Annotated in this window: 23 protein-coding genes; 15 read left to right on the top strand and 8 right to left on the bottom strand. The window is 65.2% G+C overall.

Going from position 1 to position 25,599, the window contains the following annotated elements; all coding sequences use genetic code 11:
- Nucleotides 1-315 precede the first annotated feature (315 nt).
- Nucleotides 316-1,347: a CDP-glycerol glycerophosphotransferase family protein gene (locus tag RT131_RS15370; RefSeq protein WP_313173665.1), complete on the bottom strand. Its 1,032-nt coding sequence runs from the start codon at nucleotides 1,345-1,347 to the stop codon at nucleotides 316-318.
- A 101-nt stretch (nucleotides 1,348-1,448) separates the two neighbouring features.
- On the opposite strand from RT131_RS15370, the gene RT131_RS15365 reads away from it, so the two are divergent.
- The 5 genes from RT131_RS15365 to RT131_RS15345 all read left to right on the top strand — a co-directional run bounded on the left by RT131_RS15365 (nucleotide 1,449) and on the right by RT131_RS15345 (nucleotide 6,659).
- Complete coding sequence (locus RT131_RS15365; protein ID WP_313173664.1) at nucleotides 1,449-2,276, top strand: glycosyltransferase family 2 protein; 828 nt, start codon at nucleotides 1,449-1,451, stop codon at nucleotides 2,274-2,276.
- 207 nt (nucleotides 2,277-2,483) lie between these two features.
- A complete protein-coding gene (locus RT131_RS15360; RefSeq protein ID WP_313173663.1) occupies nucleotides 2,484-3,773 on the top strand; it encodes an O-antigen ligase family protein in 1,290 nt (429 codons plus the stop codon).
- The gene (locus tag RT131_RS15355; RefSeq protein WP_313173662.1) at nucleotides 3,770-4,684 is read left to right on the top strand and encodes a glycosyltransferase family 2 protein; all 915 of its coding nucleotides are present in this window, start codon (nucleotides 3,770-3,772) and stop codon (nucleotides 4,682-4,684) included. The genes RT131_RS15360 and RT131_RS15355 overlap by 4 nt, the downstream gene beginning before the upstream one ends.
- Before the next feature lie 113 nt (nucleotides 4,685-4,797).
- On the top strand, nucleotides 4,798-5,745 hold the full coding sequence (locus RT131_RS15350) for a UDP-glucuronic acid decarboxylase family protein (protein WP_313173661.1): 948 nt from the start codon (nucleotides 4,798-4,800) through the stop codon (nucleotides 5,743-5,745).
- Complete coding sequence (locus RT131_RS15345; protein ID WP_313173660.1) at nucleotides 5,742-6,659, top strand: glycosyltransferase family 2 protein; 918 nt, start codon at nucleotides 5,742-5,744, stop codon at nucleotides 6,657-6,659. Before RT131_RS15350 ends, RT131_RS15345 begins: the two co-directional genes overlap by 4 nt.
- A gap of 27 nt (nucleotides 6,660-6,686) precedes the next feature.
- Here the strand turns inward: RT131_RS15345 and RT131_RS15340 are convergent, their stop codons facing one another.
- The 4 genes from RT131_RS15340 to def all read right to left on the bottom strand — a co-directional run bounded on the left by RT131_RS15340 (nucleotide 6,687) and on the right by def (nucleotide 10,635).
- Nucleotides 6,687-7,454: a glycosyltransferase family 25 protein gene (locus RT131_RS15340; RefSeq protein ID WP_313173659.1), complete on the bottom strand. Its 768-nt coding sequence runs from the start codon at nucleotides 7,452-7,454 to the stop codon at nucleotides 6,687-6,689.
- Nucleotides 7,455-7,665: 211 nt separating this feature from the next.
- Nucleotides 7,666-9,003 carry a 16S rRNA (cytosine(967)-C(5))-methyltransferase RsmB gene (gene rsmB / locus RT131_RS15335; protein WP_313173658.1) on the bottom strand — a complete coding sequence of 446 codons (1,338 nt, stop codon included), beginning with the start codon at nucleotides 9,001-9,003 and terminating at the stop codon, nucleotides 7,666-7,668.
- A 4-nt stretch (nucleotides 9,004-9,007) separates the two neighbouring features.
- Nucleotides 9,008-9,931 (bottom strand): methionyl-tRNA formyltransferase, encoded by a 924-nt coding sequence (gene fmt, locus RT131_RS15330; protein WP_313173657.1) that lies wholly within the window; start codon nucleotides 9,929-9,931, stop codon nucleotides 9,008-9,010.
- A gap of 188 nt (nucleotides 9,932-10,119) precedes the next feature.
- Nucleotides 10,120-10,635, bottom strand: a complete 516-nt coding sequence (def, locus tag RT131_RS15325; protein ID WP_313173656.1) for a peptide deformylase — start codon at nucleotides 10,633-10,635, stop codon at nucleotides 10,120-10,122.
- A gap of 128 nt (nucleotides 10,636-10,763) precedes the next feature.
- On the opposite strand from def, the gene RT131_RS15320 reads away from it, so the two are divergent.
- The 9 genes from RT131_RS15320 (at nucleotide 10,764) to RT131_RS15280 (ending at nucleotide 20,910) form a co-directional block, all read left to right on the top strand.
- On the top strand, nucleotides 10,764-11,888 hold the full coding sequence (locus tag RT131_RS15320) for a LysM domain-containing protein (RefSeq protein WP_313173655.1): 1,125 nt from the start codon (nucleotides 10,764-10,766) through the stop codon (nucleotides 11,886-11,888).
- 70 nt (nucleotides 11,889-11,958) lie between these two features.
- A complete protein-coding gene (dprA, locus tag RT131_RS15315; protein ID WP_313173654.1) occupies nucleotides 11,959-13,110 on the top strand; it encodes a DNA-processing protein DprA in 1,152 nt (383 codons plus the stop codon).
- A 45-nt stretch (nucleotides 13,111-13,155) separates the two neighbouring features.
- Nucleotides 13,156-13,629, top strand: a complete 474-nt coding sequence (locus RT131_RS15310) for a DUF494 family protein (protein ID WP_313173653.1) — start codon at nucleotides 13,156-13,158, stop codon at nucleotides 13,627-13,629.
- Nucleotides 13,630-13,650: 21 nt separating this feature from the next.
- A complete protein-coding gene (locus RT131_RS15305) occupies nucleotides 13,651-14,385 on the top strand; it encodes a GYF domain-containing protein (RefSeq protein ID WP_313173652.1) in 735 nt (244 codons plus the stop codon).
- Between the two features lie 33 nt (nucleotides 14,386-14,418).
- Nucleotides 14,419-15,369 (top strand): RDD family protein, encoded by a 951-nt coding sequence (locus tag RT131_RS15300; RefSeq protein WP_313173651.1) that lies wholly within the window; start codon nucleotides 14,419-14,421, stop codon nucleotides 15,367-15,369.
- A 188-nt stretch (nucleotides 15,370-15,557) separates the two neighbouring features.
- Nucleotides 15,558-18,059, top strand: a complete 2,502-nt coding sequence (locus RT131_RS15295) for a DNA topoisomerase I (RefSeq protein ID WP_313173650.1) — start codon at nucleotides 15,558-15,560, stop codon at nucleotides 18,057-18,059.
- 228 nt (nucleotides 18,060-18,287) lie between these two features.
- Nucleotides 18,288-18,848, top strand: a complete 561-nt coding sequence (locus tag RT131_RS15290) for a Sua5/YciO/YrdC/YwlC family protein (protein WP_313173649.1) — start codon at nucleotides 18,288-18,290, stop codon at nucleotides 18,846-18,848.
- 827 nt (nucleotides 18,849-19,675) lie between these two features.
- A complete protein-coding gene (locus RT131_RS15285) occupies nucleotides 19,676-20,293 on the top strand; it encodes a DUF4124 domain-containing protein (protein ID WP_313173694.1) in 618 nt (205 codons plus the stop codon).
- Nucleotides 20,293-20,910: a DUF4124 domain-containing protein gene (locus tag RT131_RS15280; protein ID WP_313173648.1), complete on the top strand. Its 618-nt coding sequence runs from the start codon at nucleotides 20,293-20,295 to the stop codon at nucleotides 20,908-20,910. Before RT131_RS15285 ends, RT131_RS15280 begins: the two co-directional genes overlap by 1 nt.
- On the opposite strand, the gene RT131_RS15275 is transcribed toward RT131_RS15280, so the two are convergent.
- A complete protein-coding gene (locus RT131_RS15275) occupies nucleotides 20,898-21,674 on the bottom strand; it encodes an SDR family oxidoreductase (RefSeq protein ID WP_313173647.1) in 777 nt (258 codons plus the stop codon). The two genes, RT131_RS15280 and RT131_RS15275, sit on opposite strands and share 13 nt — an antisense overlap.
- A gap of 94 nt (nucleotides 21,675-21,768) precedes the next feature.
- On the opposite strand from RT131_RS15275, the gene RT131_RS15270 reads away from it, so the two are divergent.
- Complete coding sequence (locus RT131_RS15270) at nucleotides 21,769-21,999, top strand: hypothetical protein (RefSeq protein ID WP_313173646.1); 231 nt, start codon at nucleotides 21,769-21,771, stop codon at nucleotides 21,997-21,999.
- A 186-nt stretch (nucleotides 22,000-22,185) separates the two neighbouring features.
- Here the strand turns inward: RT131_RS15270 and sppA are convergent, their stop codons facing one another.
- Entirely contained in the window at nucleotides 22,186-24,093 is a 1,908-nt protein-coding gene (gene sppA, locus RT131_RS15265; RefSeq protein WP_313173645.1) for a signal peptide peptidase SppA, read from the bottom strand.
- A 70-nt stretch (nucleotides 24,094-24,163) separates the two neighbouring features.
- Complete coding sequence (locus RT131_RS15260; RefSeq protein WP_313173644.1) at nucleotides 24,164-25,528, bottom strand: MATE family efflux transporter; 1,365 nt, start codon at nucleotides 25,526-25,528, stop codon at nucleotides 24,164-24,166.
- Between the last annotated feature and the right edge of the window lie 71 nt (nucleotides 25,529-25,599).

Below are 25,599 nucleotides of genomic sequence, written 5' to 3'. Positions count from 1 at the left end.
GGGAGAGGGAGAGGCCACTGCGAGTTGAGGCAATGCCTGCAATTGCAGCCGTATCCCCTCTCCCCTTGCGGGAGAGGGTGCCCCGAAGGGGCGGGAGAGGGGAAAGTTCCGTAGCCCGGGTAAGCGCAGCGCACCCGGGAGGCACGCCAAAGTCTCGCAACGGAAAACCTGCTTCTCCAGAACCCGCATCAGGCGTCAAGCCGAGTTACCGAATTGAGCGCTCTTCCCGGGTGCGCTGCGCTTACCCGGGCTACAACCGTGTCGCCACACCCCGACTTCGCCCTCGGCATCGTGGCAAAGCGAAGTTGCTGGTTCTCAAACCCGCGCAGGGCCCCAGTAACCAATACGCTTGCGCAGCTTGATCTTGCGCCACCAGTTGCGCGGCTTGGGCTTGCGGTTGCGCCCGCCCTTGGCGATGAAGTCATCAATGGCCTGCAGGATGCGCTCGCTGGACTGGCCATCGCGGTAAGGGTGCAGCTGATCGGCAAACTGGCGCACCGCCGCCATCAACTCCGGCGGCCGCGACAAGGCGGTGCGAATCGCAGGTTCAAATTGTGCCGGGTCATCAATGTCCAGCAACTGCGGGCCCGGGCGACGGTTTTTGAACGTGACCACTGGCTTGTAGGTCAGCAGGAATTCGTTGAGTGCCGAGGAGGTGTCCGAGCACATCATGTCCACCTGCGGGAACAGGTCCAGGATGTTGTCGTCATCGGCAAAACGCAGGTAGGGGCCTTCCAGCGCGCGGTACTTGGCGGTGATTTCCGGGTCCATCTTCGGATGGAAAGTAACGATCCAGCGCCATTCACCCGTCTGCGACAGCCGCTTGATCTCGTCGTACAGGATGCCCGCGGCGCTCCAGGACGGCGAGAACGTCGAGTGGTACAGGATCACCGGCGGCTCGCGCACGGGATCGGGCTCGTCCTTGAGTTGGCTCATGAACGGGTCGATCTTCGGGAAGCCGGTTTCCACCACCGAAAAATGTCCGGCCTTTTGTGCCAGCTCCGAGAACGCAGCGGTATCGCGCGGGCCGGTGGTGCAGTACAGGTCGAAGAAGCCGCGGATATAGATATGGCGCGGCTTGCCGGCGTCAAAGCCGTGGAAGGTTTCGACCTTCACCCCGGGGAAGAAGTGCGGCACCGCGTTGGACGAGGTGATCACCGCACAGGGGTTCCATGCACGCACCTGCTCTACCGTCAGCAAGGTCTCATCGGCGGTCAGGTCACTGGCGCCGGGGCCATCGAAGAACCATGCCGCCTCATCACCACGCGCGCGGATCGCCGCCTGCAGCGGGCGGAGGATGGCCAGCGCGTAGCGCTCGGAGCCGTACAGCAGATAGTGACGTGGCACGGAGGGGGGCTCCTGGATTTCGCGGGATGCGGCGATTATCGCATCGCCAGTGGAAGCCGTCGCTGCTAGGCTTTGGCCCGTTCCCCAATGCCAGCCCCCGCATGCCCAGCCCAAGCACCACCCTGCCCGCCCAGCGCCCGCGCCTGTCGGCCTGCATCATCGCCTTCAACGAAGCCGACCGCATTGGCGACTGCCTGGCCTCGCTGGCGTTCTGCGACGAGATCGTGGTGGTGGACTCCTTCTCCAGCGACGCCACCGTCGCCGTGGCCGAAGCTGCGGGTGCGCGCGTGGTGCAGCGGGCGTTCACCGGCTTCCGCAGCCAGAAGGCATTCTGCGTGGAGCAGGCCAGCCACGACTGGGTGCTGTGCCTGGACGCCGATGAGCGGGTCAACCTGGAACTGCGCGCCGCCATCGAGGCCGAACGCGATGCCGGCTTCAACCGCGCCGTCGGCTACCGCTTCGCGCGCTGCTCGGAGTACTTCGGCCGCTTCCTGCGCCATGGCACCGCCTATCCGGACCGGGTGCTGCGCCTGTTCGACCGCCGCCATGGTGGCTGGCGCGGCGATCGCGAGATCCACGAAGCGGTCACCCTGGATGGCCCGGCCGCGCTGCTCAAGGGCGACCTGCTGCACCACCCCTACCGCAGCTTCCTGCAACTGCTGGACAAGAAGCAGAAGTACGCACGGATGATGGCCGAACATGAGTTTGGCAAGGGCAAGCGCGCCAGCCTGGGCAAGCTGATCATCGCCCCGAGCTGGCGCTTCATCCGCAGCTATGTGGTGAAGCGCGGCTTCCTGGATGGCTGGCCGGGGCTGATCGAGGCCTTCGTCAGCGCCAACTACGTAAGACAGAAGACCATCATGCTGTGGTTGTTGCAGAACGGGCAGCCGCTGGTGACCCCACCGGCCGATGGCAACACCCATAAATAGCGTGGCTGTGGGGCCCTCGGGCACTTGCTGAACCCCGGCCCGCATACCTCCTGAACATGGTTTGCGGTTCGTTGAAGATGCAGGTGCCCATCGCTAGAATTGTAAGTTCTGCCGACTGAGAATCAGACTGGTTGCCCGGTGGCCGTCCCGCTGTCACTGCCACTTTCCCCCGCGGCGTCCCCACGCCCAACCGGTGTGATCCCCTACGTGAATCATTTGTCTGCGGTCCGACCCCCTTCCCTGCTACAGGCGTTCCGTACACGGCTGCTGACGGTCGGGCAGTGGTGCGCGGTGCTCAGCGTGTTTGCCGCGCCCATCAACAAGCCGGCCACCAACATCCTGCTGGGCCTGAGCCTGCTGTGTTCGCTGGCCGGTGCCGAACTGCTGCCGCGCTGGCGCGCCGCCCTGCGCGAACCGGTGGTGATCGGCTTCCTGGTCTGGTTCGGGGTGCTGTTCGCCAGCGCGCTGCATGCATGGATCAGCCGTGGCGACCCGGCCTTTCGCGACGCTGCCATGTGGGGCTGCATCTACCCGGCGCTGATCGCCAGCTTGCTGCGCGATTCGCGCTGGCGCTGGCGCGCACTGGCTGCCTTCGCCGTTGCCGCCGGCCTGGTGGTGGTCATCTCCTACCTGATGCAGTTCGGGCTGGTGCCGCAGCGAGCGATTGCCGAGGTCCACTCCTCGATGCGCAACACGGTATTCAAGGAGTACACCCAGCAGGGGCTGGCCAGCCTGATCCTGATGTCGATGCTGGTCGCCGTGGGCCTGAACAGCACTGACCGGCGTTGGCGGATTGCCGCCCTGGCCGGTGCCGCCCTGGTGCTGTTCAATGTGGTCGTGCTGATCCAAAGCCGCACCACCTACATCGTGCTGCTGCCCTTGCTGGGATATTGGATCTACCGCCTGGTCGCACACCGTTTCAATGGTTGGCGCACGCTGTTGATCAGCGGCGGCCTGGTCATCCTCATCATCGGCACGCTATGGTCGACTCCCAGCATCCGCGAACGCATGCTGAGTTCGGTCACCGAAGAGGTGGATGGTTACCTCATCGCCCGTGAGGCCACCTCCAGCGGCATCCGCCTGTGGTTGTGGCAGCAGACCCTGCCGATCATCGCCGACGCACCGGTGCTCGGGCACGGCCTGAACCAATGGGAGCCGCTCTATCTGGAGCAGATGCGCGACATCCCCGGCTCGGCACCGTTCATCACCGGCCACCCGCACCAGGAGGCACTGCTCATCCTCGCCGAGGAGGGCGCCGCAGGCCTGCTGATCTTCGCCGTGCTGTTGTGCTGTTTTGCCGGCCACGTGAACAAGCTGCGCGACCCACAAAAGGGTATCTTTGCCAGCATCCTCATCATCTATGTCGCGGCAGGCTTGGCCAATGGGTTATGGAGCAACTTCACCCATCGCCACGTCTTCGTCCTGCTGATGGCATGCGTCCCGCTGGGCAGCTTCCCCTGGCAAGGTATCGGCAGAGAGCGCGACCCCACCTCATGAAGCCCAGCCCGTCGTTTGATGAGGTGACCATCGTCTGCGTCACCTACAACAGTTCGACTCTTGCGGAGGCAATGGGCGCAACCCTGGCCGCGTTCCCGCATGTCGTCATCATCGACAACGGCAGCAGCGACGATACCGTGGCGCGCATCACCCGGCATATCCCGCACGCACGTCTGATCAGCCGTGGCGCCAACGCCGGCTATGGCAGCGCCAACAACCAGGCGATGTCAACGGTGCAGACCCCTTTTGCATTGTTGCTGAATCCTGATTGCGTCATCGCCCCGCAGGACCTGCAGTGCCTGCTGGACTGCATGCAGGCGCACCCGCAGGCTGGCGTGGTCGGTCCGCAGAACTGGCGCAGCGAGACGGTCCCGCAGATCTCGCATCGCGAGGCGTTCTTCAAGCCTGATGTCGACAGCACATGCACCGTGCCGGACAAGGTCATCAGCGCCGACTGGATCCACGGCTGTTGCCAGCTGTTGCGAACCCGCGCATTCCGCGACATCGGCGGATTTGATGAGGTATTTTTCCTGTACTACGAGGACGATGACCTCTGCCTGCGCCTGGCCCAGGCCGGCTACCAATGCCTGCTGCAGCCTGCCGCACGTGCTTTCCACAAGGGCGGTGCGTCTTCCACCCCCAGCCTGCGCACCGATTTCATCAAACGCTTCCACTATGCACGCTCGCGCCAGATCGCGATCCGCCGCTATGTCGGCGACGCCGCCGGCCGCATGCACCTGGCCAAGCTGATGGTCGCAGCAGTCCCGGCCGTGGTGGTCTACAGCCTGTTGCTGCGCCGCCGTGACGCGGTCAAATGGGCGGCCTGGGGCTCGGCGGCATTTTCCGCGGCGCTGGGCCTGGACCTGATGCCGGGGCGGGGCAGCCCTGTCAGCCCCGCCAGCAGCACCTGACAAACGCTTTCATGCGTTCCTCTCCGCCGCTGGATGCGGACCATGGCAGAATGACCTTGCCGGCGAGGGGCTGAACACAGCACCGGCATCCCTCCACATGCAGAGAGCCTTTCATGGAACGCGTCCTGGTCACAGGTGGTGCGGGATTTCTTGGCTCTCATTTATGCGACAGGCTGATCCAGCAAGGCCATGACGTCCTGTGCGTGGACAATTACTTCACCGGCAGCAAGCGCAACGTCGCCCATCTGCTGGGCAATCCCGACTTCGAGCTGCTGCGCCACGACGTCACCTTCCCGCTGTATGTCGAGGTGCAGCGCATCTTCAACCTGGCCTGCCCGGCGTCGCCGGTGCACTACCAGCATGATCCGGTGCAGACCACCAAGACCTCGGTGCATGGCGCGATCAACATGCTGGGCCTGGCCAAACGCCTGGATGCGCGCATCCTGCAAGCCTCCACCAGCGAGGTCTACGGCGACCCGGAGGTGCATCCGCAGCAGGAAGCCTATTGGGGCCGGGTCAATCCGATCGGCGTGCGCAGCTGCTATGACGAGGGCAAGCGCTGTGCCGAAACGCTGTTCTTCGACTACCACCGCCAGCACGCACTGGACATCAAGGTCGTGCGCATCTTCAACACCTACGGCCCACGCATGCATCCCAACGATGGCCGCGTGGTGAGCAACTTCATCGTGCAGGCACTGCGCGGCGAGGACATCACCCTGTTCGGCGACGGCACCCAGACCCGCAGCTTCTGCTATGTGGATGACCTGATCGAGGCGATGCTGCGGATGATGGATACCGAGCGCGGCTTCACCGGTCCAATCAACATCGGCAATCCCGGCGAGTTCAGCATGCTGGAACTGGCCGAGACGGTCGTGCGCCTGGTCGGCAGCCGTTCGCGCCTGGTGTATCGGCCACTGCCCTCGGATGATCCGCGCCAGCGCCAGCCCGACATCGCGCTGGCCCGTGAAAAGCTGGATTGGCAACCCAGGGTCGCACTGGAAGACGGCCTGAAGGAAACCATCGCCTACTTCCGCAAACTGCTGGCCGGAGACAACGCATGACCACCTTCGCCGTCGTCATCACCAACTACAACTACGCCGCCTTCGTCTGCGAGGCGATAGACAGCGCCTTGGCACAGAGCCGTGCTGCAACACAGATCCTGGTGGTGGATGATGGTTCCCGCGATGGCTCGCCGGCGTTGCTGCGCCAGCGCTATGGCGACGATGCGCGGGTCACCTTGCTGTTCGGCGAGAACGAAGGACAGCTGGCCGCATTCCAGCGCGGCGTGGCCGCCGCCACCGCCGACGTGATCTGTTTCCTCGATGCCGATGATCGCTGGAAGCCTGGCTACCTGGAGAAGATCGGTGCGCTCTACGATGCCCGTCGCGACATCGACTTCGTCTTCAGCGACCTGCAGACCTTCGGTGTCGATACGCTGGATATCCGCTATGAGCACAGCACCACGCCCATCGATCTGGGCTATACCGCGATAAGCACCTACTTCCTGGTGCCCTGGTATGGCGCACCGACCTCGGCACTATCGCTGCGCCGCGGCTGGGCCGAGAACGTACTGGACCTGCCGCACAGCTTCCGTCGCCAATGGAAACTGTGCGCCGATGCCTGTGTGGTGCACGGCGCCAGCATCCTGGGGGCGCGCAAGTACTACCTGCCCACCGCCTGCGTGGAGTACCGCACCCATGGCAACAACGGCTGGTGGGCCAGCCGCCGCGAACCCATCAGCCTGTACCGCGACGGCTTGCGCAACTACGGCATCGTCCGCGTATACGCGGCGCGCAGCGGATTGGACCCAGGGTGCTGCAGCCTGGCCAAACGCGAGTACCGCACCAAACCACAACCAAGCCGCAAGGAACGGCAACGCTACGCCAACATCGCACTGCGCGGGGATGCACCATGGTGGAAGCGCTACGAACGGGCGATCAGCATCCTGCTCGGACGTGCCGCCCGGCGCCGCTGAGCGGCGCCCAAAGCCGCGCCCGGTCGATCAGCCATTGCTCGCACGTGCACGCCAACGCAGCCGCGATGCGAGGTTATAGGCAAACCAGCGCACGCTCAGGCCGGCGCGGTAGGCTTCGCGGCTCAACCATCCGGAGAAACTGACACCCGGCTTGGCCTTGCGCCCGACCTGGATCACGGATGCAAACAGGTCACCGCTACGCACCACGCCGGGCTTGAGCCCCAGGCATTCCACGCCGTGCAACCAGGCCAGGTCCATGTAGTCGTCGACCGGCAACACCCAGCGATCGGCATGACGAAGCAGCTTTTCCGCCGCCGACGGTGCCAGGTAGTAACCGAAGGTGCACAAGGGACTGCGCCAGTAACGATGCAATACGAAGTCACCGAACTGCACCCAGGGCGAACTGGGCCGGGCCGCCGCATGCAGGCGGAAATAACCTACCGAGTCCGGGAGTGACGGCAGGTCACGCAGGACGTCGACGAAACGCGGATCAATGACGATATCGTCTTCCAGCACGATCATCGGCCGGCCGCTGTCCACGCACTGTTGCCACAACAGATAGTGGCTGGCCCAGCAGCCGATCTCGCCGGGACGGAACGGGCGACCCTTGCAGGCCAGCCGACGCTTCTCGTCCACTTTCGCAAACAGCGGGTGCGGCTCACTGCCATTGACGGCATCCCGTACCGTCACCTCGAGGCCCAGCGCCGCCGCCTGCTGCAGGATCGAGGCACGACGATCGACCGATGCCGGCAGGTTGATGACATACAAGGGGATATCAGCGGACGGCCGGGTCATTGCGCGAAGCGATCCTGGAGAAGAATCAACACAGGCTCCCGACGCTTCAGGAGCCATCCTGAGCACAGCTGCGAGCCATGATAGTACCTGATCAGCAAGCGTCCATCCCTCGTTCATACCTGCCCGCCAGCGCAGTGCGACGGGGCTTTCCTTTCATCGGCAGCGGCGCCGCGGGCTTGATCGGATTTCGACGAAATCCAGGTTCTGCCGTCTAGTCCGCTTTCAACAAACGCGCATAGAAGAAGCCGTCACCACCCTGCTCGCCCGGCAGCCGTTGACGGCTGCCGGCAACGTCGTGCCCGAAGGCATCAGGCAAGGCCTGCACCCGTGCATCAGGGGTACGGGCGAGGAACTCGGCCACCTGCTGGCCGTTCTCCTGGCGCAGGATCGAGCAGGTCGAATAGAGCAGCACGCCACCCGGGCGCAGCACCGTCCAGAGTGCGTCCAGCAGCCGCGCCTGCAATGCAGCCAGCGCACTGATGTCCTCGGCGCGACGATGCAGCAGCACATCGGGTTGGCGACGGATGATGCCAGTGGCCGAACAGGGCGCATCCAGCAATACCGCATCGAATGCCACGCCATCCCACCAGGCGGCGGTATCGACGGCATCCACCGCCAGTACCTGCGCCTGCGCACCGACGCCGGTACGGGCGAAGGTTTCGCGGATGCGCTGCAGGCGTCGTGCATCCACATCCAGCGCCAGCAACCGCAACGAGGGATCGCGTTCAAGCAGATGCGCGGACTTGCCGCCCGGCGCGGCGCAGGCATCGAGCACACGCGCCGCGGACGGCGCCTGCAAGGCATCGGCCACCTGTTGCGCGGACAGATCCTGCACCGATACCGCCCCCTGTGCGAAACCCGGCAGACTTGCCACCGGCACGGCAACCGGCAGGCGCACCGCGTCGGCGGACAAGGGCTCGGCCACGGCGTCGATGCCGGCCTCGGCCAACAGCACCAGATAGGCATCGCGCGCATATTGCTGCCGATTCACCCGCAGCCACATCGGTGCCGGCTGCAGGCTTTGCGTGATGATTTCAGACGCCTGCTGCGGCCAATCACGACGCACCTGTGCCAACAACCATGCCGGCCACGCATCCTCGGCGCGTGCCTCGGCAAAGCCTTCGCGCTGCGCGCGGCGCAGCAGCGCGTTGACCATGCCGGCCTGCCGCTCACGGCCCAGCGCGCGCGCCGCGTCCACCGTCGCCGACAGCGCGGCGTGGGCGGGCAGCTGCAGAACATCCAACTGTGCGAAGCCCGCCATCAGCAATGCGCGCAGATCGCTGTCGCGTGCGCCCAGCGGCTTCTGCAACCACTGCCGCAGCGCCTGATCGTAGACCGCGCGCCGACGCAACACGGCAAAACAGATGGCTTCCAGCAGTGCCCGGTCACGACCATCGTCGAGCCTGGGCAGGGCCGCACCGAGTTCGGCTTTCAACGAGCGGCCTTTGCCGATGACGGCCGCCAGCACCTTGGCCGCCAGCGCGCGGGTCTGCACGCCGGGCTGTGCCGCCGCGGATTTTCCCCACGGCGAAGAACTCACCACCGTCATCGCCTCAGCCCTCGACCCGCAGATCGCGGCGCGCGTTGAGGTAGTCCGCCGCGGTGATCGCCTTGCCGCCTTCGCGCTGCACCACACGCAGGCGCAACGCGCCCTGCCCGCAGGCGATGTCGATACCCTCGCGCGTGGCGCCGATCACCGTGCCCGGGGCCTGGCCATGATTGTCGTCAATGGCGACCGCGCCGTGGATGCGTACCCGCTCGCCGGCCAGCATGGCCTCGGCCACCGGCCAAGGATTGAAGGCGCGCACGCGGCGCGCCAGCGCAGCTGCCGGCTCCGCCCAATCGAGCCTGGCTTCAGCCTTGTCCAGCTTGTGCGCATAGGTGACGCCCGCTTCCGGTTGGCGCTGCGGCACCGGCTTGAGGCCAGCACGCAACAGCCCAAGACCGTCGGACAGCACCTGCGCGCCCAACTGTGCCAGGCGGTCATGCAACTGGCCACCGGTATCGGTGTCGCTGATCGGGGTGTGCTGGCGCAACAACACCGGGCCGGTATCCAGCCCTGCTTCCATCTGCATCAGGCAGACGCCAGTCTCGGCGTCGCCGGCCTCGATCGCGCGCTGGATGGGCGCCGCACCGCGCCAACGCGGCAACAGCGAGGCATGTACGTTCCAGCAACCATGGGTCGGAATGGCCAGCACCGCCTTGGGCAGGATCAGGCCGTAGGCCACCACGATCATCAGGTCCGGCTGCAGGTCACGCAGCTGCTGCTGGGCTTCGGCGGTCTTCAGGCTCTCCGGCTGGAACACCGGGATGCCGCGCGCGATGGCGTCCAGCTTCACCGGCGAGGGCATCAGCCCGCGACCACGCCCAGCCGGGCGATCCGGTTGGGTGTAGACCGCTACCACTTCATGCTGGCGCGCAGCGGCAGCCAACGAGGCAACGGCGAATTCCGGCGTACCGGCGAAGATGATTTTCATTGGGCGGGGATTCGCTATTCGGGATCCGGGATTGGCAAGAACAACGCAGCGGCAGCTGCCAACAATCGCGAATCAAAAAAGGAGCGTGCAGGTCAAGGAGATAGAACAGAGCGCCAGGACATCCGGGAGGCGCGGCACAACCTGCTCTTGCCAATCCCCAATCCCGACGCCCCGATCCCACCCTTGAATCAGGCTACGTGCTTGCGCGACTTGGCCAGCTTCTTGCGCACCATTTCGCGCTTGAGCGGCGACAGGTAGTCGATGAACAGCTTGCCGTCCAGGTGATCCATCTCGTGCTGGATGCAGGTGGCCAACAGCTCATCGGCGGCCAGCTCCTGCGGCTTGCCCTCACGGTCGAGGAAGCGCACCACGATGGAATCGGCACGGGTGACATCGGCATAGATGCCCGGTACCGACAGGCAGCCTTCCTGATAGACGCGGCCGCCTTCGCTGGCGCTGACGATTTGCGGATTGATGAATACCTGCGGCGCGTTGTGCTCTTCGCTGACGTCGATGACCATGAAGCGCTTATGGACGTCCACCTGGCTGGCGGCCAGGCCGATGCCGGGAGCGTCGTACATGGTCTGCAGCATGTCGTCGATCAACTGCTGGAAGGCCGGCGTGGTCACTTCGGCAGCCTCGACAAGGGCCGCCTTGGTGCGCAGGCGCGGGTCTGGGAACTCAAGAATGGGCAGGAGGGCCATGGCGATACCAATCTGGGATGCCGCTTATTTCGGCAAGATGTCCCAATTCTACCGCTTGCGCTTGCCCGGCGCGCCCGTTTCTGCAATATAGTGCGACAACCTGTTGGGGAATCAGGCAGATCGCAACCATGTTGAAACAATTACGTACGGTCGCCGCCGTGGCGATGCTGACCGTCACGACCTATGCCGTGGCCGTCGAAATGAACGGCACTCACCCTGACACCTACGTGGTGCGCAAGGGCGATACTTTGTGGGACATATCGGCACGTTTCCTGAAGAAGCCGTGGCTTTGGCCGGAAATCTGGCAGGCCAACCCGCAGGTCAAGAATCCGCACCTGATCTATCCGGGCGACGTTCTGAGCCTGGCCTATCTGGACCGCGTGACGGCCCAGCCCGGCCCGCGCCAGGAAGCCCCGATCACCGGCGTACCGCTGTCGGACGTTGAGCCTTTCCTTAAGAACCTGAACGTCGTCGACAGCTTCGAAGACCTGCCCTATGTGGTCGGCCTGGAAGACAACCGCCTGCGCGCCAGCGCCGGGCAGAAGGCCTATGTCATGGGCCTGGACGGTGCACAGGCCGGCCAGCGCTACATGGTGGTGCGTCCGACCGTGCGCTTTGCCCAACCCAAGCCGACCGAGGACCTGGACAACCGCGGCAAGGTCACCCCGGGCAGCGGCAACCTCTGGGGCAGCTTCATTGCCACCAATGACCGCAACGAGGTGCTCGGCTACGAGCTGGCCCAGGTCAATGTCGGCACCCTGACCCAGGTCGCCAGCGGCGATGTGCAGGCCTCCACCCTGCAGTTGGAAGCCAGCGGCAGCGAAGTGCGCCGGGGCGACCGCCTGATGCCGGTACAGATCAACCCGTATGACCTGCAGTTCATCCCGCATGCCCCGGCCACCGCCCCGGCACCGGGCCAGCTGCGCGTGCTTGCCGTGACCGACACCTTCACCAGCGGCGGCCCGCGCGATGTCATCGCCATCTCCGGTGGCGCACGCGAGGGCATCAACAACGGCACGGTGTTCTCGATCTGGCGCAGCGGCAGCCACGTTGCCCACCGCATGCAGTACCCGGGCTCTTCGCGTGCCGACGACGCACTGAAGGGTGGCGCAGGCCGGGTTGCCCTGCCGGACGAGTATGCGGCCCATGCGATGGTGTTCCGCACCTTCGACAAGGTCAGCTACGCACTCATCATGGAAGGCACCAAGCCGGCGCGCCTTGGCTACGAGCTGAAGCACCCGGACGCGCAGTAAGCGCTAGCCTTACGCTTCAAGACAACGGCGCCCGAGGGCGCCGTTGTTGTTTGCAGCGGCAGGCTGGGGCATGCCTCGAACAATCATCACCGCTCCCCCCGCCCCGCCCTGTTGCCCCGACCTGTTGACCCTGGCCCTGGCCGGCGGCCCCCTGTCCGCGTTGCGCAGACTGCTCGACCAGCACGGCACCGGCAGCGCCGCGATGGCCGCCGGCAAGGAAGGCTGGCAGGCGGCGGGCTGCACACCGGCCCAGTGCCAAGCCCTGGCAAAGCCCGCTGCCGACGACTGGGCGCGCGCCAACGCGTGGCTGGCCGACGATGCACACCACCTGATCGGCTGGGGTGACCCGGATTACCCATCCCTGCTGCGCGACAGCCCCAATCCGCCACTGGCATTGTTCCTGGCCGGCAACCCCACGAGTCTCTGGCAACCGGCGATCGCCATCGTCGGCAGCCGCATGCCCAGCGCCGGCGGTCGCGACATCGCCCGCGACTTCGCCTCCGCCCTGGCGGGGCACGGCCTCACCATTGCCAGCGGCCTGGCCGCCGGCATCGACGCCGCCGCGCACCGGGCAGCACTTGCCTGCAACGGCAGTACCTATGCGGTGATCGGCACCGGCCCTGACCTGGCTTACCCCCGCCATCACCGCCAATTGCAGGCGCAGATCGCCGCCGCAGGTGCCGTCATCAGCGAATACCCGCCCGGCACACCGCCGCGCAGCGGCCAGTTCCCTGCGCGCAACCGGCTGTTGGCGGCACTGGCACTGGGCACCGTGGTGATCGAGGCCGCTGAACGCTCCGGCGCGCTGATCACCGCCCGCCTGGCCAGCGAAGCCGGGCGCGAGATCTTTGCCGTGCCCGGCTCCATCCATAACCCGATGGCGCGCGGCTGCCATCGGCTGATACGCGAAGGTGCAACCTTGGTGACACACATCGACGACATTCTTGAAGGCGTGGCCAATCTGGCCGGCGAACTGGCCTGCGCCTTGCAAACCCGGCTTCAGACCCCCATCTCCCCTGTACCGTCCGGCCAGCACCCGGCCGTCACGCCACCGGACCCAGACTACCAGCGATTGTGGGATGCCTTGGGTTATGACCCAACCGGTATGGATTTACTGATCGAGCGCACTGGATTGACGGCCGCCAGCCTGTCCTCCATGCTGCTGCTCATGGAATTGGAAGGGAGGGTGTCGTCCGCGCACGGCCGTTACACCCGCACCTGAAGGTTTCTTCACCTCCACAGCGCCGATGGCGCAGGCCGAGGGGCAATGAAAGAGAGCATCCTGGACGTCCTGCTGTACCTGTTTGAACACTATTTCAGCGAAGATGCTGATCTCATCCGAGACCGCGACTCGCTACAGAACGGCCTGATCCAGGCCGGTTTCAGTCCCGCCGAAATCAACAAGGCCTTCGACTGGCTCGATGCCTTGGCAGAACAACGCCCCGCGGTGGCACAGCCACGCGTTGACGGGCCGGTGCGCGTATTCCATGGCCCGGAGCTGGACAAGCTTGATGTGGAAAGCCGCGGCTTCCTGCTGTTTCTTGAACAGCAGCGCATCCTTGACGCCGACCAGCGCGAACTGGTGCTGGATCGCGCCATGGCCCTGGACCAGGACGAACTGGATCTGGACGACCTGAAGTGGGTGGTGCTGATGGTGCTGTTCAACCAGCCCGGCGCGGAAGCTGCCTATGCATGGATGGAAACCCAGATGTTCGTCGACGAACCCGAACCCCTGCACTAAGCCCGGCAACGGCGTGCAGGGATGCATAAGGACAACACCTACGTGAGCCAGTGGTTCTACGCCGAGGGCAACCGCGAACGCCGCGGCCCGATCAGCGACGAGGATATCGTCGCGCTGTTCCATTCCCGTCGCATCGACGAGGACACCCTGGTCTGGCGCGAGGGCGCCAGCGACTGGCAGCCGCTGCGCGGTTTCGCCAGCGAGCTTGGGCTCACACTGGAACGGACTGCCCCGGCAAGCCCGCAGCCGGTTCCGCCAGCATTGCCGCAGGGCCCGCACGCAATCCACAGCGCCGCCTCGGCGGCACCGCGGCCGGGAATGTCCGGTTGCGCGATTGCCGGCATCATCGCGGCGGTGGTCGGGGTCATCCTGCTGGCCGTTGCCGGCATTCTCGCGGCCATTGCCGTGCCGGCTTACCAGGAGTATCTGCTGCGCTCCAAGACCACCATGGTGCAGGGCCAGCTGCTCGACCTGAAACAACAGGTGGTCGCGTTCGTGGCCGCCAACGAGCGCTGCCCGATCAACGACGACGAAGGCTTCGGCAGCCCGGAAAGCTATGCCGACGGCGACATCGCCCAGGTCCGTATCGGCCGTCTCGAAGAGGCGCATTGCGGGCTGGAAGCACGCCTGCACGCGCCCAAGCAGGCCCAGCTTGACGGCAGAAGCATCTGGCTCGACTACGATACGCAGACCGGCACGTGGCAATGCAGCTCCGATGTCGAAGACCGATACCTGCCAAGCAACTGTCGCGGTTGATTGGCAACGGCTACAACTTTCATGGGGAAAATGATGAGTCAGTGGTACTACGCTGATGCCCAGCGCGAGCGGCATGGTCCGATTGAAGCGGACGCCCTCCGCGATAAATTCCGCGCGGGCGAGATCGACCTGGACACCCTGGTATGGCGTGAAGGCATGCCGCAGTGGCAGTCGCTCTCAACGGTGACCGACGAACTGCAGCTGTTGGCGCAGGCCAACACCGGCATCGACCTGCGCAACGACTATGCCGCCATCGAAAGCGGCGAGGCGCTGGTAGCCCCGGTCACTGCGGCCGAAGCCCCGGTGTCGACCGACACCGATGCGCATTCCCCCTATGCCGCGCCCGCCAGCCGTCCGCAGGATGTGGACCCGGCGGCGGTACAGGGCGGGTTGGTGGTGCAGGCAGGCTTCTGGAAGCGTGTCGCCGCCTATTTCATCGACTATGTGATCATGACGATGTTCACCTACATCGTGCTGATCCCGCTGAGCATCCTCGGCGCGATTGTCGGCGGTGTGGCCGGCAGCTCGGACTCCGCCGCCGGCTCCATTGGCATGATCGTGACCATGGGCGTCGGTTACCTGCTGATCTTCGCCGGCAACCTGATGTATCCGGCATGGATGCATTCGTCCAAGTACCAGGCCACGCTGGGCAAGATGGCCGTGGGCATCAAGGTAGTGCGCAGCAACGGTGAGCGCCTGACCCTCGGTCGCGCGGTGGGCCGCTTCTTCGCCTACCTCCTGAGCAGCATCACCTTGTGCATCGGTTTTGTGATGGCCGCCTTCACCGAGCGCAAGCAGGCCCTGCATGACATCATCTGCGACACCCTGGTGGTGGACAAGTTCGCCTTCACCGAACATCCGGAGTGGCAGCAGCAGGGCCTGGGCACGGTCACCATCGTGATCCTGTCGCTGGTTGGCCTGGGCATGCTTTGCCTGATCGGGCTTGTGGTGATCATTGGCATTGCCGCAGCTGGCTTCAACTGACAAATTGCCGGGGGCGGCTTGACACAAGCCCCTCCGGCATGATTCCTCTAATAAGGAACCAAGCTGAACGCCCGGGCCGCAACCCGGGCGTCGGCTTATGCACAACCCAAACATCGGCTTCACTATCGTCCCGGTTTAAGCCACCCTAGCGCCCCCACACGGGCGTTCCGCCCCAAGAATGTACTGACATGCCCAAGCACCTGCTCATCGTCGAATCACCGGCCAAGGCCAAGACGATCAATAAATACCTCGGCAAGGACTACACGGTCCTGGCCTCGTATGGGCATGTGCGTGACCTGGTTCCCAAGGAAGGCGCGGTCGACCCCGAGAACGGGTTCGCCATGCGTTATGACCTGATCGAGAAGAACGAGAAGCACGTCGAAGCCATCGCCAAAGCCGCAAAGGGCGCCGATGACATCCTGCTGGCGACCGACCCGGATCGCGAGGGGGAAGCCATCAGCTGGCATATCGCCGAGATCCTGAAGCAGCGCGGCCTGTCCGATGGCAAGCCGATGCAGCGCGTGGTGTTCACCGAAATCACCCCGCGTGCGATCAAGGAAGCCATTGCCCAGCCGCGCGAGATCGCCTCGGACCTGGTCGATGCCCAGCAGGCACGGCGCGCGCTGGACTACCTGGTCGGCTTCAACCTGTCGCCGGTGCTGTGGCGCAAGGTGCAGCGTGGCCTGTCCGCCGGCCGCGTGCAGAGCCCGGCGCTGCGCATGATCGTCGAGCGCGAGGAAGAGATCGAAGCCTTCATCTCGCGCGAGTACTGGAGCATCGAGGCCGCCTGTGCGCATCCTTCGCAGCACTTCAATGCCCGCCTGATCAAGCTGGACGGACAGAAGTTCGAGCAGTTCACCATTACCAATGGCGACACCGCCGAGGCCGCGCGCCTGCGCATCCAGCAGGCGGCGCAGGGCGCGCTGCATGTCACCGATGTGGCCAGCAAGGAGCGCAAGCGCCGCCCGGCCGCGCCCTTCACCACCTCCACGCTGCAGCAGGAAGCCTCGCGCAAGCTCGGCTTCACCACCCGCAAGACCATGCAGGTGGCGCAGAAACTGTACGAAGGCGTGGCGATCGGCGACGAAGGCACCGTTGGCCTGATCACGTACATGCGTACCGACTCGGTGAGCCTGTCGCAGGACGCGCTGGCCGAGATCCGCGACGTGATTGCCCGCGACTACGGCATCAGCGCGCTGCCGGACAAGCCCAACACATACACCACCAAATCCAAGAACGCGCAGGAAGCCCACGAAGCCGTGCGCCCGACCTCCGCGTTGCGTACCCCGGCGCAGGTGGGCAAGTACCTCACCGATGACGAGCGCAAGCTGTACGAGCTGATCTGGAAGCGCGCCGTCGCCTGCCAGATGATCCCGGCTACCTTGAACACCGTCAGCGTCGACCTGTCGGCCGGCAGCGAGCACGTGTTCCGCGCCAGCGGCACCACCGTGGTGGTGCCCGGCTTCCTTGCCGTGTACGAGGAAGGCAAGGACAGCAAGAGCGCCGAGGACGAGGACGAAGGCCGCAAGCTGCCGCTGATGAAGCCCGGCGACCGCGTGCCGCTGGACCGTATCGTCGCCGACCAGCATTTCACCCAGCCGCCGCCGCGCTACACCGAAGCAGCACTGGTCAAGGCGCTTGAGGAATACGGCATCGGCCGTCCGTCCACCTACGCCTCGATCATCCAGACCCTGCTGTTCCGCAAATACACCGAGATGGAAGGCCGCAGCTTCAAGCCGACCGACGTGGGCCGCGCGGTCAGCAAGTTCCTGTCCAGCCACTTCACCCAGTACGTCGACTACGACTTCACCGCCAAGCTCGAGGACGAGCTGGATGCGGTGTCGCGCGGCGAGGAAGAGTGGGTGCCGCTGATGGAACGCTTCTGGGGCCCGTTCAAGGAACTGGTCACCGACAAGAGCGAATCACTGGACCGCACCGATGCCGGCAGCGCGCGCGTGCTCGGCCCGGACCCGGTCAGCGGCAAGGACGTCACCGCTCGTATCGGCCGCTTCGGCCCGATGGTGCAGATCGGCACCGTCGATGATGAGGAAAAGCCCAAGTTCGCCTCGCTGCAGCCGGGCCAGAGCATCTACTCGATCAGCCTGGAAGAAGCACTCAAGCTGTTCGACATGCCGCGCAAGCTTGGCGCCGACGCCAATGGCGAGGAAGTCACCGTCGGCATCGGCCGCTTCGGCCCGTTCGCCAAGCGCGGCAGTACCTATGCCTCGCTGACCAAGGAAGACGATCCCTACAAGATCGACCTGGCCCGCGCCATCTTCCTGATCGAAGAGAAGGAAGAGATCGCCCGCAACCGCATCATCAAGGAGTTCGAGGGCTCGGACATCCAGGTGTTGAACGGTCGCTTCGGCCCCTATATCAGCGACGGCAAGATGAACGGCAAGATTCCCAAGGACCGCGAGCCGGCCTCGCTGACCCTGGCCGAAGTCGAGCAGCTGATGGCCGAAACCGGCAAGCCGGTGCGCAAGGGCTTCGGCAAGAAGGCCGCCAAGAAGACCACGGTCAAGAAGGAAGCCGCACCGAAGAAGGCCGCCGCGAAGAAGGCCCCGGCCAAGAAGGCGGCCACCAAGAAAGCCGCAACCAAAAAGACCGCGGCGAAGAAGGCCACCAAGAAGACCGTCGCCAAGAAGGCAGTGAAGAAGTCGGCCGCCGACGACGCACCGCCGTTCTGAACCTGCACTTCCTTCTCCCTCCGGGAGAAGGTGTCCGAAGGACGGATGAGGGTAGGCTTTGCTCCCGAGGGTGGGAACCAGCACTGCTACTGCTTTCATCTCCCCTCCCCCGCCAACAAGCGGATAATCAGCGCCACCCGCAGCAGGCCGCCCACCGGGCGGCCTTTGCTTTGCGTCCTTTCGCGGACCAGCGCCATCGAACGCGCTGGCCCTCCAACGGTGCTGACCATGCTCGAACTCGACCTGCACAGCGTCGTCCCGGCCCTCAAGGCCGGCGGCGTGATCGCCTACCCGACCGAAGCGGTCTGGGGCCTGGGCTGTGATCCTTCCAACGAAACCGCAGTGATGAAGCTGCTGGCGCTGAAACAGCGCCCGGTCGAGAAAGGCATGATCCTGATCGCCGCCAGTCCAGCGCAGTTGGAAGGCTGGGTGCAGCTGGATGCCCTGCCTGCCGATCGCCGCCAAGCGGTGCTGGACAGCTGGCCCGGCGCCAACACCTGGATCGTCCCAGCCGGCCCACGTGCCCCACGCTGGATCACTGGCGAGCACACCGGCATCGCCGTACGGGTCAGCGCGCATCCGCTGGCACAGGCCCTGTGCAAGGCCTGGGACGGCCCGCTGGTATCAACCAGTGCCAACCTCGCCGGCGAGCCCCCGGCGCGCTCCCGTGAGCAGTTGGACCCGGCCCTGCTGGTCCTGCTGGATGGCCTGCTGGACGGCGCCACCGGCGGCCTTGCCCAACCGACCCGCATCCGCGTGGCCGCCACTGGCGAGGTCCTGCGCGACTGAGCGCCAAGCGCGCCACCTGTAGTGCCGAGCCATGCTCGGCAGGGGCTTCATCGGTAAAGCCTCAGCCGAGCATGGCTCGGCGCTACAGGGCACTACCGGCAATACCTGAAAAACCTCCCCCTCCCCAACCCTCCCCTTGGCTACGCCAAAGGGAGGGAGCAAAAACGTAGTGCCGAGCCATGCTCGGCAGGAGCCTCACCGGCAAAGCCACAGCCGAGCATGGCTCGGCTCTACCGGGCGTTTCCCGCAATACCTGAAAAGCCTACCCCTCCCCAACCCTCCCCTTGGCTACGCCAAGGGGAGGGAGCAAAAACGTAGTGCCGAGCCATGCTCGGCAGGGGCTTCATCGGTAAAGCCTCAGCCGAGCATGGCTCGGCGCTACAGGGCACTACCGGCAATACCTGAAAAACCTCCCCCTCCCCAACCCTCCCCTTGGCTACGCCAAAGGGAGGGAGCAAAAACGTAGTGCCGAGCCATGCTCGGCAGGAGCCTCACCGGTAAAGCCACAGCCGAGCATGGCTCGGCGCTACAGGGCACTACCTGCAATACCCGAAAAGCCTACCCCTCCCCAACCCTCCCCAACCCTCCCCTTGGCTACGCCAAAGGGAGAGAGCAAAAGCGTAGTGCCGAGCCATGCTCGGCAGGAGCCTCACCGGCAAAGCCTCTGCCGAGCATGGCTCGGCGCTACAGGAGCGAGACCCCGCATTGTCAGCTTGGCGGCTGACGCCGCTCCCATAACCACACCATCGCTGCCGTCATGGCACACTGCCGGCATGCGCGCTCGCCTGCCCCTGCTCGGTTGCCTGATCTGGTTGCCCGGTGCGGCCATGGCGGTTGACCCGCCTCCCGCCAGCCCGGCAGACAATGTCCGCATCTACCGCTGTGTCGGCAGCAACGGCGCGGTGTCGCTGCAGGATGCACCCTGCACCAAGGCCGCCCAGCAGCAGGTGCTGGATATGACGCGACCGAAAGATCCACCACCGCGGCAGGCCACCACAGCACCGACACCTACAACCGCACCAGTGATCCAGCGCGAAGTGCGGGTAGTCACGGTGCAGCCGCCGCAGCCAATGTACGAATGCGTCACCAGCGAAGGCGAGCGCTATACCAGCGACAACAACGACGGCAATCCGCGCTGGGTACCGACCTGGGGCTACGCTTACCCGAGCCACCACGGTCCCGGCCACGGCGGTCCACACCCGCCGCGACCACCCGCTGGCGGCGGCATCCCGTGGCAAGCCGGCGTCGCGGTTCCGATGGGCTCGGTGCTGGTGCGCGACAGCTGCCATGCGCTGCCACCGCAGGAAGTCTGCGCGCGGCTGCGCGACCGGCGCTGGGAACTGATCCGCCGTTACAACAGCGCGTTGCAGAGCGAGCGCCAGCAATTGATGCGCGAACAACGCGGCATCGACGCGCGGCTTGAACAGGATTGCGGGGGAACCTGATGCGCTGCCTGGTCGCATTGTTGATGCTTGCCAGCGCCTCGGCGCAGGCCGGCGAGATCGTGTTCTACCGCTGCACCGATGCCAGCGGGGCACTCACCGTGCAGAACATGCCGTGCCCGAAGGGCATGCAAACACAGAGCCGAAAAGTCATGCAGGCCGTGGAAACCCCGCCTCCACCGCCACCGCTCGCAGTCCCGCTCCCTCCAGCGCTGCCGCAATTGATGGCAGCGCCCGTTGTCGCGCCGCCGGAACCGGCGAAGCCAGTGGTGGTGGCCCCGCCACCGGTACCGCTGCCCGACCTGTTCCAATGTCGCACCCGCGAAGGCCAGACCTATTTCAGCGAAAGCAGTGAGCCACCCTCACGCTGTGTGGCGATGCAGGTCACCGGTCTGGATGGCAACCCGAACACCGGTGCCGGTGAGGCCTGCGAGGTCATGCGCGACACCTGCACGGCGATCGACCCGGCGCAGCGCTGCGCCACCTGGCAACAATGGGTCAACGAGGCGGAGTCTGCATGGCGCTTTGCAGCCGCCAGCCAGGCCGAGCAGTTGCAGAAGCACCATCAACGCCTGCAGTCACTGCTTGAAGGCAGCGACTGCAGCACTCAGAAGCCGTAGCGCAGGAAACCACCGTCCACCGCGATGCATTCGCCGGTGACATAGCTCGATGCCGGCAGGCACAGGAAGCCCACCGCAGCGGCCACCTCTTCCGGTTCACCGATGCGCCGCATCGGCGTGCGCGCGATCACTTCATCGTAGTAGTCGGCATCGGACAACGGCCCGGAAGTACGCCGGGTGCGGATGTACCACGGCGCCACCGCGTTGACGCGGATGCCATCCTCGGCCCACTCGCAGGCCAGGTTGCGGGTCATCTGCTGCATCGCCGCCTTGGTCATGCCGTAGACCACGCCACTGCGCACGTGGGTGATGCCGGAGACGCTGCCGACGTTGACGATGGCCGAGGAGGCATGCCGGGTGAGCAGCGGGTGCGCATAGCGGCACAGCTCGAAGGCCGAGAACAGGTTGGTCTCGAAGATCCCGCGCCACTCGTCCTCGGAGTATTCGATTGCCGGCTTGGTGATGTTGCCGCCGGCGTTGTTGACCAGGATGTTCAGGCCATCACTGTGGTCTTCGACCCAATCGAGGATCTCCTGCCGATCCTGGTCATCGCTGACATCGGCTGACAGGGCGTGGATGGCGCGCTCGGGAAACGCATCAGCCAGCTCATCGCGTGCGGTTTCCAGCGCATCGCTGTCGCGCCCGACGATCAGCACATCGGCACCGAAACCCAGCAGTTCCCCTGCGATAGCCAGGCCAATGCCGGCACTGGCACCGGTGACCAAGGCGGTTTGCCCATCCAGGCGCCAACGCTGCGGGTTCATTGTGTTTCCTCATCGATGCGGGGGCGGCGCCCATGAAAGGACGCTGCGGGAAGATGGGGCTAGGATAGCTGCCTGAGCCCAGCGGAGCATGCCGATGAAGCGCTTTTCCCTGTTGATCCTGCCATTGCTGCTTGCCCTGGCAGCGTGCAAGCCACAAGCGCCGGATACCGAGCGCCGTCCTGACCCGCAGGCCACCGCTCTGCGTGATGCGATGAAGAAGGACCTAGATCAGGCCAAAGCCACCGCAGCAGCGGCCGAGCAGGCCAGCAAGGCGCAGCAGGCCGAGTTGGATGCGGCAATTGGCGGCACCGAGACCGCCAAGTAGCGCGCGTCACCTGTAGTGCCGAGCCATGCTCGGCAGGGGCTTTACCGCAAAGATCCCTGTAGTGCCGAGCCATGCTCGGCATTGGGGCTTCCCGGGAAAGCCTCTGCCGAGCATGGCTCGGCACTACATGACAAACAACAACGCCGCCCTTGGGCGGCGTTGTTGTTGCACATCACGCAGGCGCGCTTACAAACCGCAGAAGCAGTACGCCAGCGACTTCACCGGTGCGCCATTGCGGTCCTTCACTGCGTCCTCGACGAAGCGCAGCTGGGTGTCCAGCTCCGGCATCTGCTTGGCAATCAGCATGCGCGCAATGCCCGAGTCGGCCAACATCCAGGCGCCTGCGCGGCTGCCGGCAAAGCCGGTCATGAACTGCGCGAACGGGGTCGCAGCCTTCTCGATGTAGCGCACGCGGAACTTGTCGCTTTCACCAAGCTTGGCGCGCTCTGCCGCAAAGGCAACGGCCGCCTTCAAACCACCGAAGGCATCCACCAGACCGCGCTCCTTGGCCTGCGCACCGCTCCACACCCGGCCGCGTGCGACTTCATCCACCGCTTCAACCGGCTTGTTGCGTGCCGCTGCCACCTTGCCGGTGAAATCGGCATAGCCCTTGTTGATCACCGACTGGATCACCTGGCCAACGGCGGGGTCCATCGGCCGGGTCACGTCGAACGCACCCGCAAAACGGGTGGTGCCGACACCGTCAGTGTGCACGCCGATCTTGTCCAGGCTGCGGGCAAAGTTCGGGATCATGCCGAAGATGCCGATCGAGCCGGTGATGGTGGATTCGTCGGCATAGATGCGGTCGGCGTTCATGCTGATCCAGTAACCACCGGATGCAGCCATGTCACCCATCGACACCACCACCGGCTTGCCGACGGCCTTGAGCGCGTCCACTTCACGGCGGATCTGCTCGGAGGCGAACACTTCGCCACCCGGCGAGTCCACGCGCAGCACGACCGCCTTCACGTCGTCGTCGTCGCGTGCCTCGCGCAGCAGCGCCGAGGTCGAGACGCCACCGATACGGCCAGCCGGCAGGTCACCACCGGAGATCTCACCTTCGGCCACCACCACGGCTACCTGCGGACGCGAGTCCATCGGCGAGCGGCGTGCGTCGAGTTGGGTCAGGTAGTCGCCCAGGCCAATCTGGCGGTAGCCACCGTCAGCATCGCCATCGGCCACGCCGCGCTCGGTGAGCAGTGCGTCCACTTCCTCGCGGGTCTTCAGACCGTCCACCAGCTTCTGCTGCAGGGCGAAGCGGGCCAGGTCACCTTCGGCGGCGGCAATGCCTTCGGGCAGGGTGTCGATGCCGGCGGCCAGCTGCGCGGCGTCGAGCTTGCGTGCCTTGGCGATGTCGCCCAGGTAGCGCTGCCACACGTCGTTCATCCAGAACAGGTCGGCTTCCTTGGCCTGCGGCGAGGCGGCGTCGAGCACATAGGGCTCAGCCGCGGACTTGAACTCGCCCACCTTGAACAGGTGCACGTCCACGCCCAGCTTGTCCTGCAGGCCACTGCGGAAGTACTGGCGATAGCGACCCAGGCCTTCCAGCAACAGGCCGCCCATCGGGTCGAGGTAGACCTCATCGGCCTGCGCGGCCAGCAGGTACTGCGACTGGCCCATGTTTTCGCTGAAGGCCACGACCTGCTTGTTGGCCGCACGCAGATCCTGCAACGCGGCGGTCACTTCACGCATCGAAGCGAAACCACTGGGCTGCAGCTTGTCCAGCTGCAGCACCACGCGGTTGATCTTCTTGTCGTCCTTGGCCGCTTCGATGGCGCGGATCAGATCGCGCAGCTGCAGCTCTTCGGCATTGGTTTCACCCAGTGCCTTGCCCAGCGCGCGGCTGAGCGGGTCGGTGCTGTACTGCTCGACCAGACGGCCTTCCGGCGCGATCACTAGGGTGGTGCCTTCCTGCAGCACCGTCGTCGACGAAGCACCCTTGCCCACGGCAACCATCAAGCCGATCAGGATCAGGAACAGCAAGCCGAAGAACAGCAGGTTGAGGATCAACCGACGGGTGAAGTTCATCACGTCCCAGATGCCGATGAAGAAGCTGGCAACGGGATTGCGGCGTGGCACAGGGGGGGGATTCATGGACGCTCCGATTGGGGCTGGTTGCAAGTCAGGATACGCATAACCGGACGCAGCCGGCATGGCCTTTAAGTCAGGGGGCGGCCTGGCGGATCAGACGGCCGCTGCTGACCCGCAGCCGCCAGCCCAACAGCACCGCCGCCACGGTCAAGCCCATGATCAGGCCGATCCACATGCCCTGCGGGCCCCAGCCCAGGCCAAGGCCCAGTCCGGCGCCCAGCGGCATGCCCACGCCCCAGTAGGCGAACATGGCGATGAACATCGGCACGCGGGTGTCCTTGAGTCCGCGCAGGGCACCCGCTGACAGCACCTGGATGCCATCGGGGATCTGGAAGGTGGCCGCATACAACAACAAGGTGGAGGCCAAAGCGGCCACCGCAAGGTCATCGGTATACAGCCCCACCACCGCGTCATGGCCCAGCAACAAGGCGGTGATCGACACCAGCTGGGTCACCAGCACGATGGCGTAGCCGGCCCAGGTGGCGCGGCGCACGCCGAGCGGATCATTGCTGCCGACCGCATGGCCGACGCGCACGGTAGTGGCCTCGGCCACGCCCATAGGGATCATGAAGCACAGCTGCGCCACGTTGATCGCGATCTGGTGGGCGCTGGCCTCGGTGGCACCGATACGGCCAATCAACAGCGCGGTGATGATGAACAGACCGCCTTCCATCAGCACGGTGATGCCGATCGGCAGGCCGGTACGCAGCAGGTCCCAGATCGCGCGCGGACGCGGCAGTTCGAAATGACTGAACAGCTGCAGGTGGGCGAAGCGCTTGGTGGTCCACAGGTAGGTGGCGAAGGCCAGCGCCTGCACCCACATGGTCACCGAGGAGGCGATACCCAGGCCGGCGGCTCCCAGCTCGGGGAAGCCGAACTTGCCGTTGCACAGCGCATAGCCCAGCGGCCCGAGCACCAGCAGGCCACCGAAGCCGATCAGCATGGTCGGCAGGGTCCAATGCATGCCTTCACTGAGGTAGCGCATGCAGAAGTACAGGGTCAGCGCCGGTACGCCCCAGCGGATGGCATGCAGGAAGTCGGTGGCACCCGGCACGATCTCGGGGGCGATACCGAATGCCGGCAGGAAGGCCGGCACCACGCTGAGGAACAGAAACATCAGCGCGCTCAGGCCTACACCCAACCACAGCGCCTGGCGGAACAAGGGGCCGATCTCACGGTCACGGCCAGCGCCGTGCAGCTGCGACACCGAGGCGGTGAGCGAGATCAAGGTGCCGATCGGCACCAGCATCGGCAGCCATAGCAGCGCCGTACCAATACTGACCGCAGCAAAGGTATCGGTGCCGTGGTGGCCGGCGATGGTGTTGTCGACAAAGGCGATCAGACCGGTGGAAACGTGGCCCAGCACCAGCGGCAGGGCGAGCAGACCGGTCGTCCGCACTTCCTGCAGGAAGCGCGGCGTAGCGGGAGACATGGACATAAGAGCAACAGACGCGGACTGCGGCCGGCGCAGGAAGCGCACAGATGCCGGGTCGCGGGCCGCCCATTCTA

It is taken from the genome of Stenotrophomonas sp. (assembly GCF_032066555.1).
Lineage (GTDB): Bacteria > Pseudomonadota > Gammaproteobacteria > Xanthomonadales > Xanthomonadaceae > Stenotrophomonas.
The sequence above is the reverse complement of the archived record's forward strand: the minus strand, read 5'-3'. Positions and strand labels throughout refer to the sequence as shown.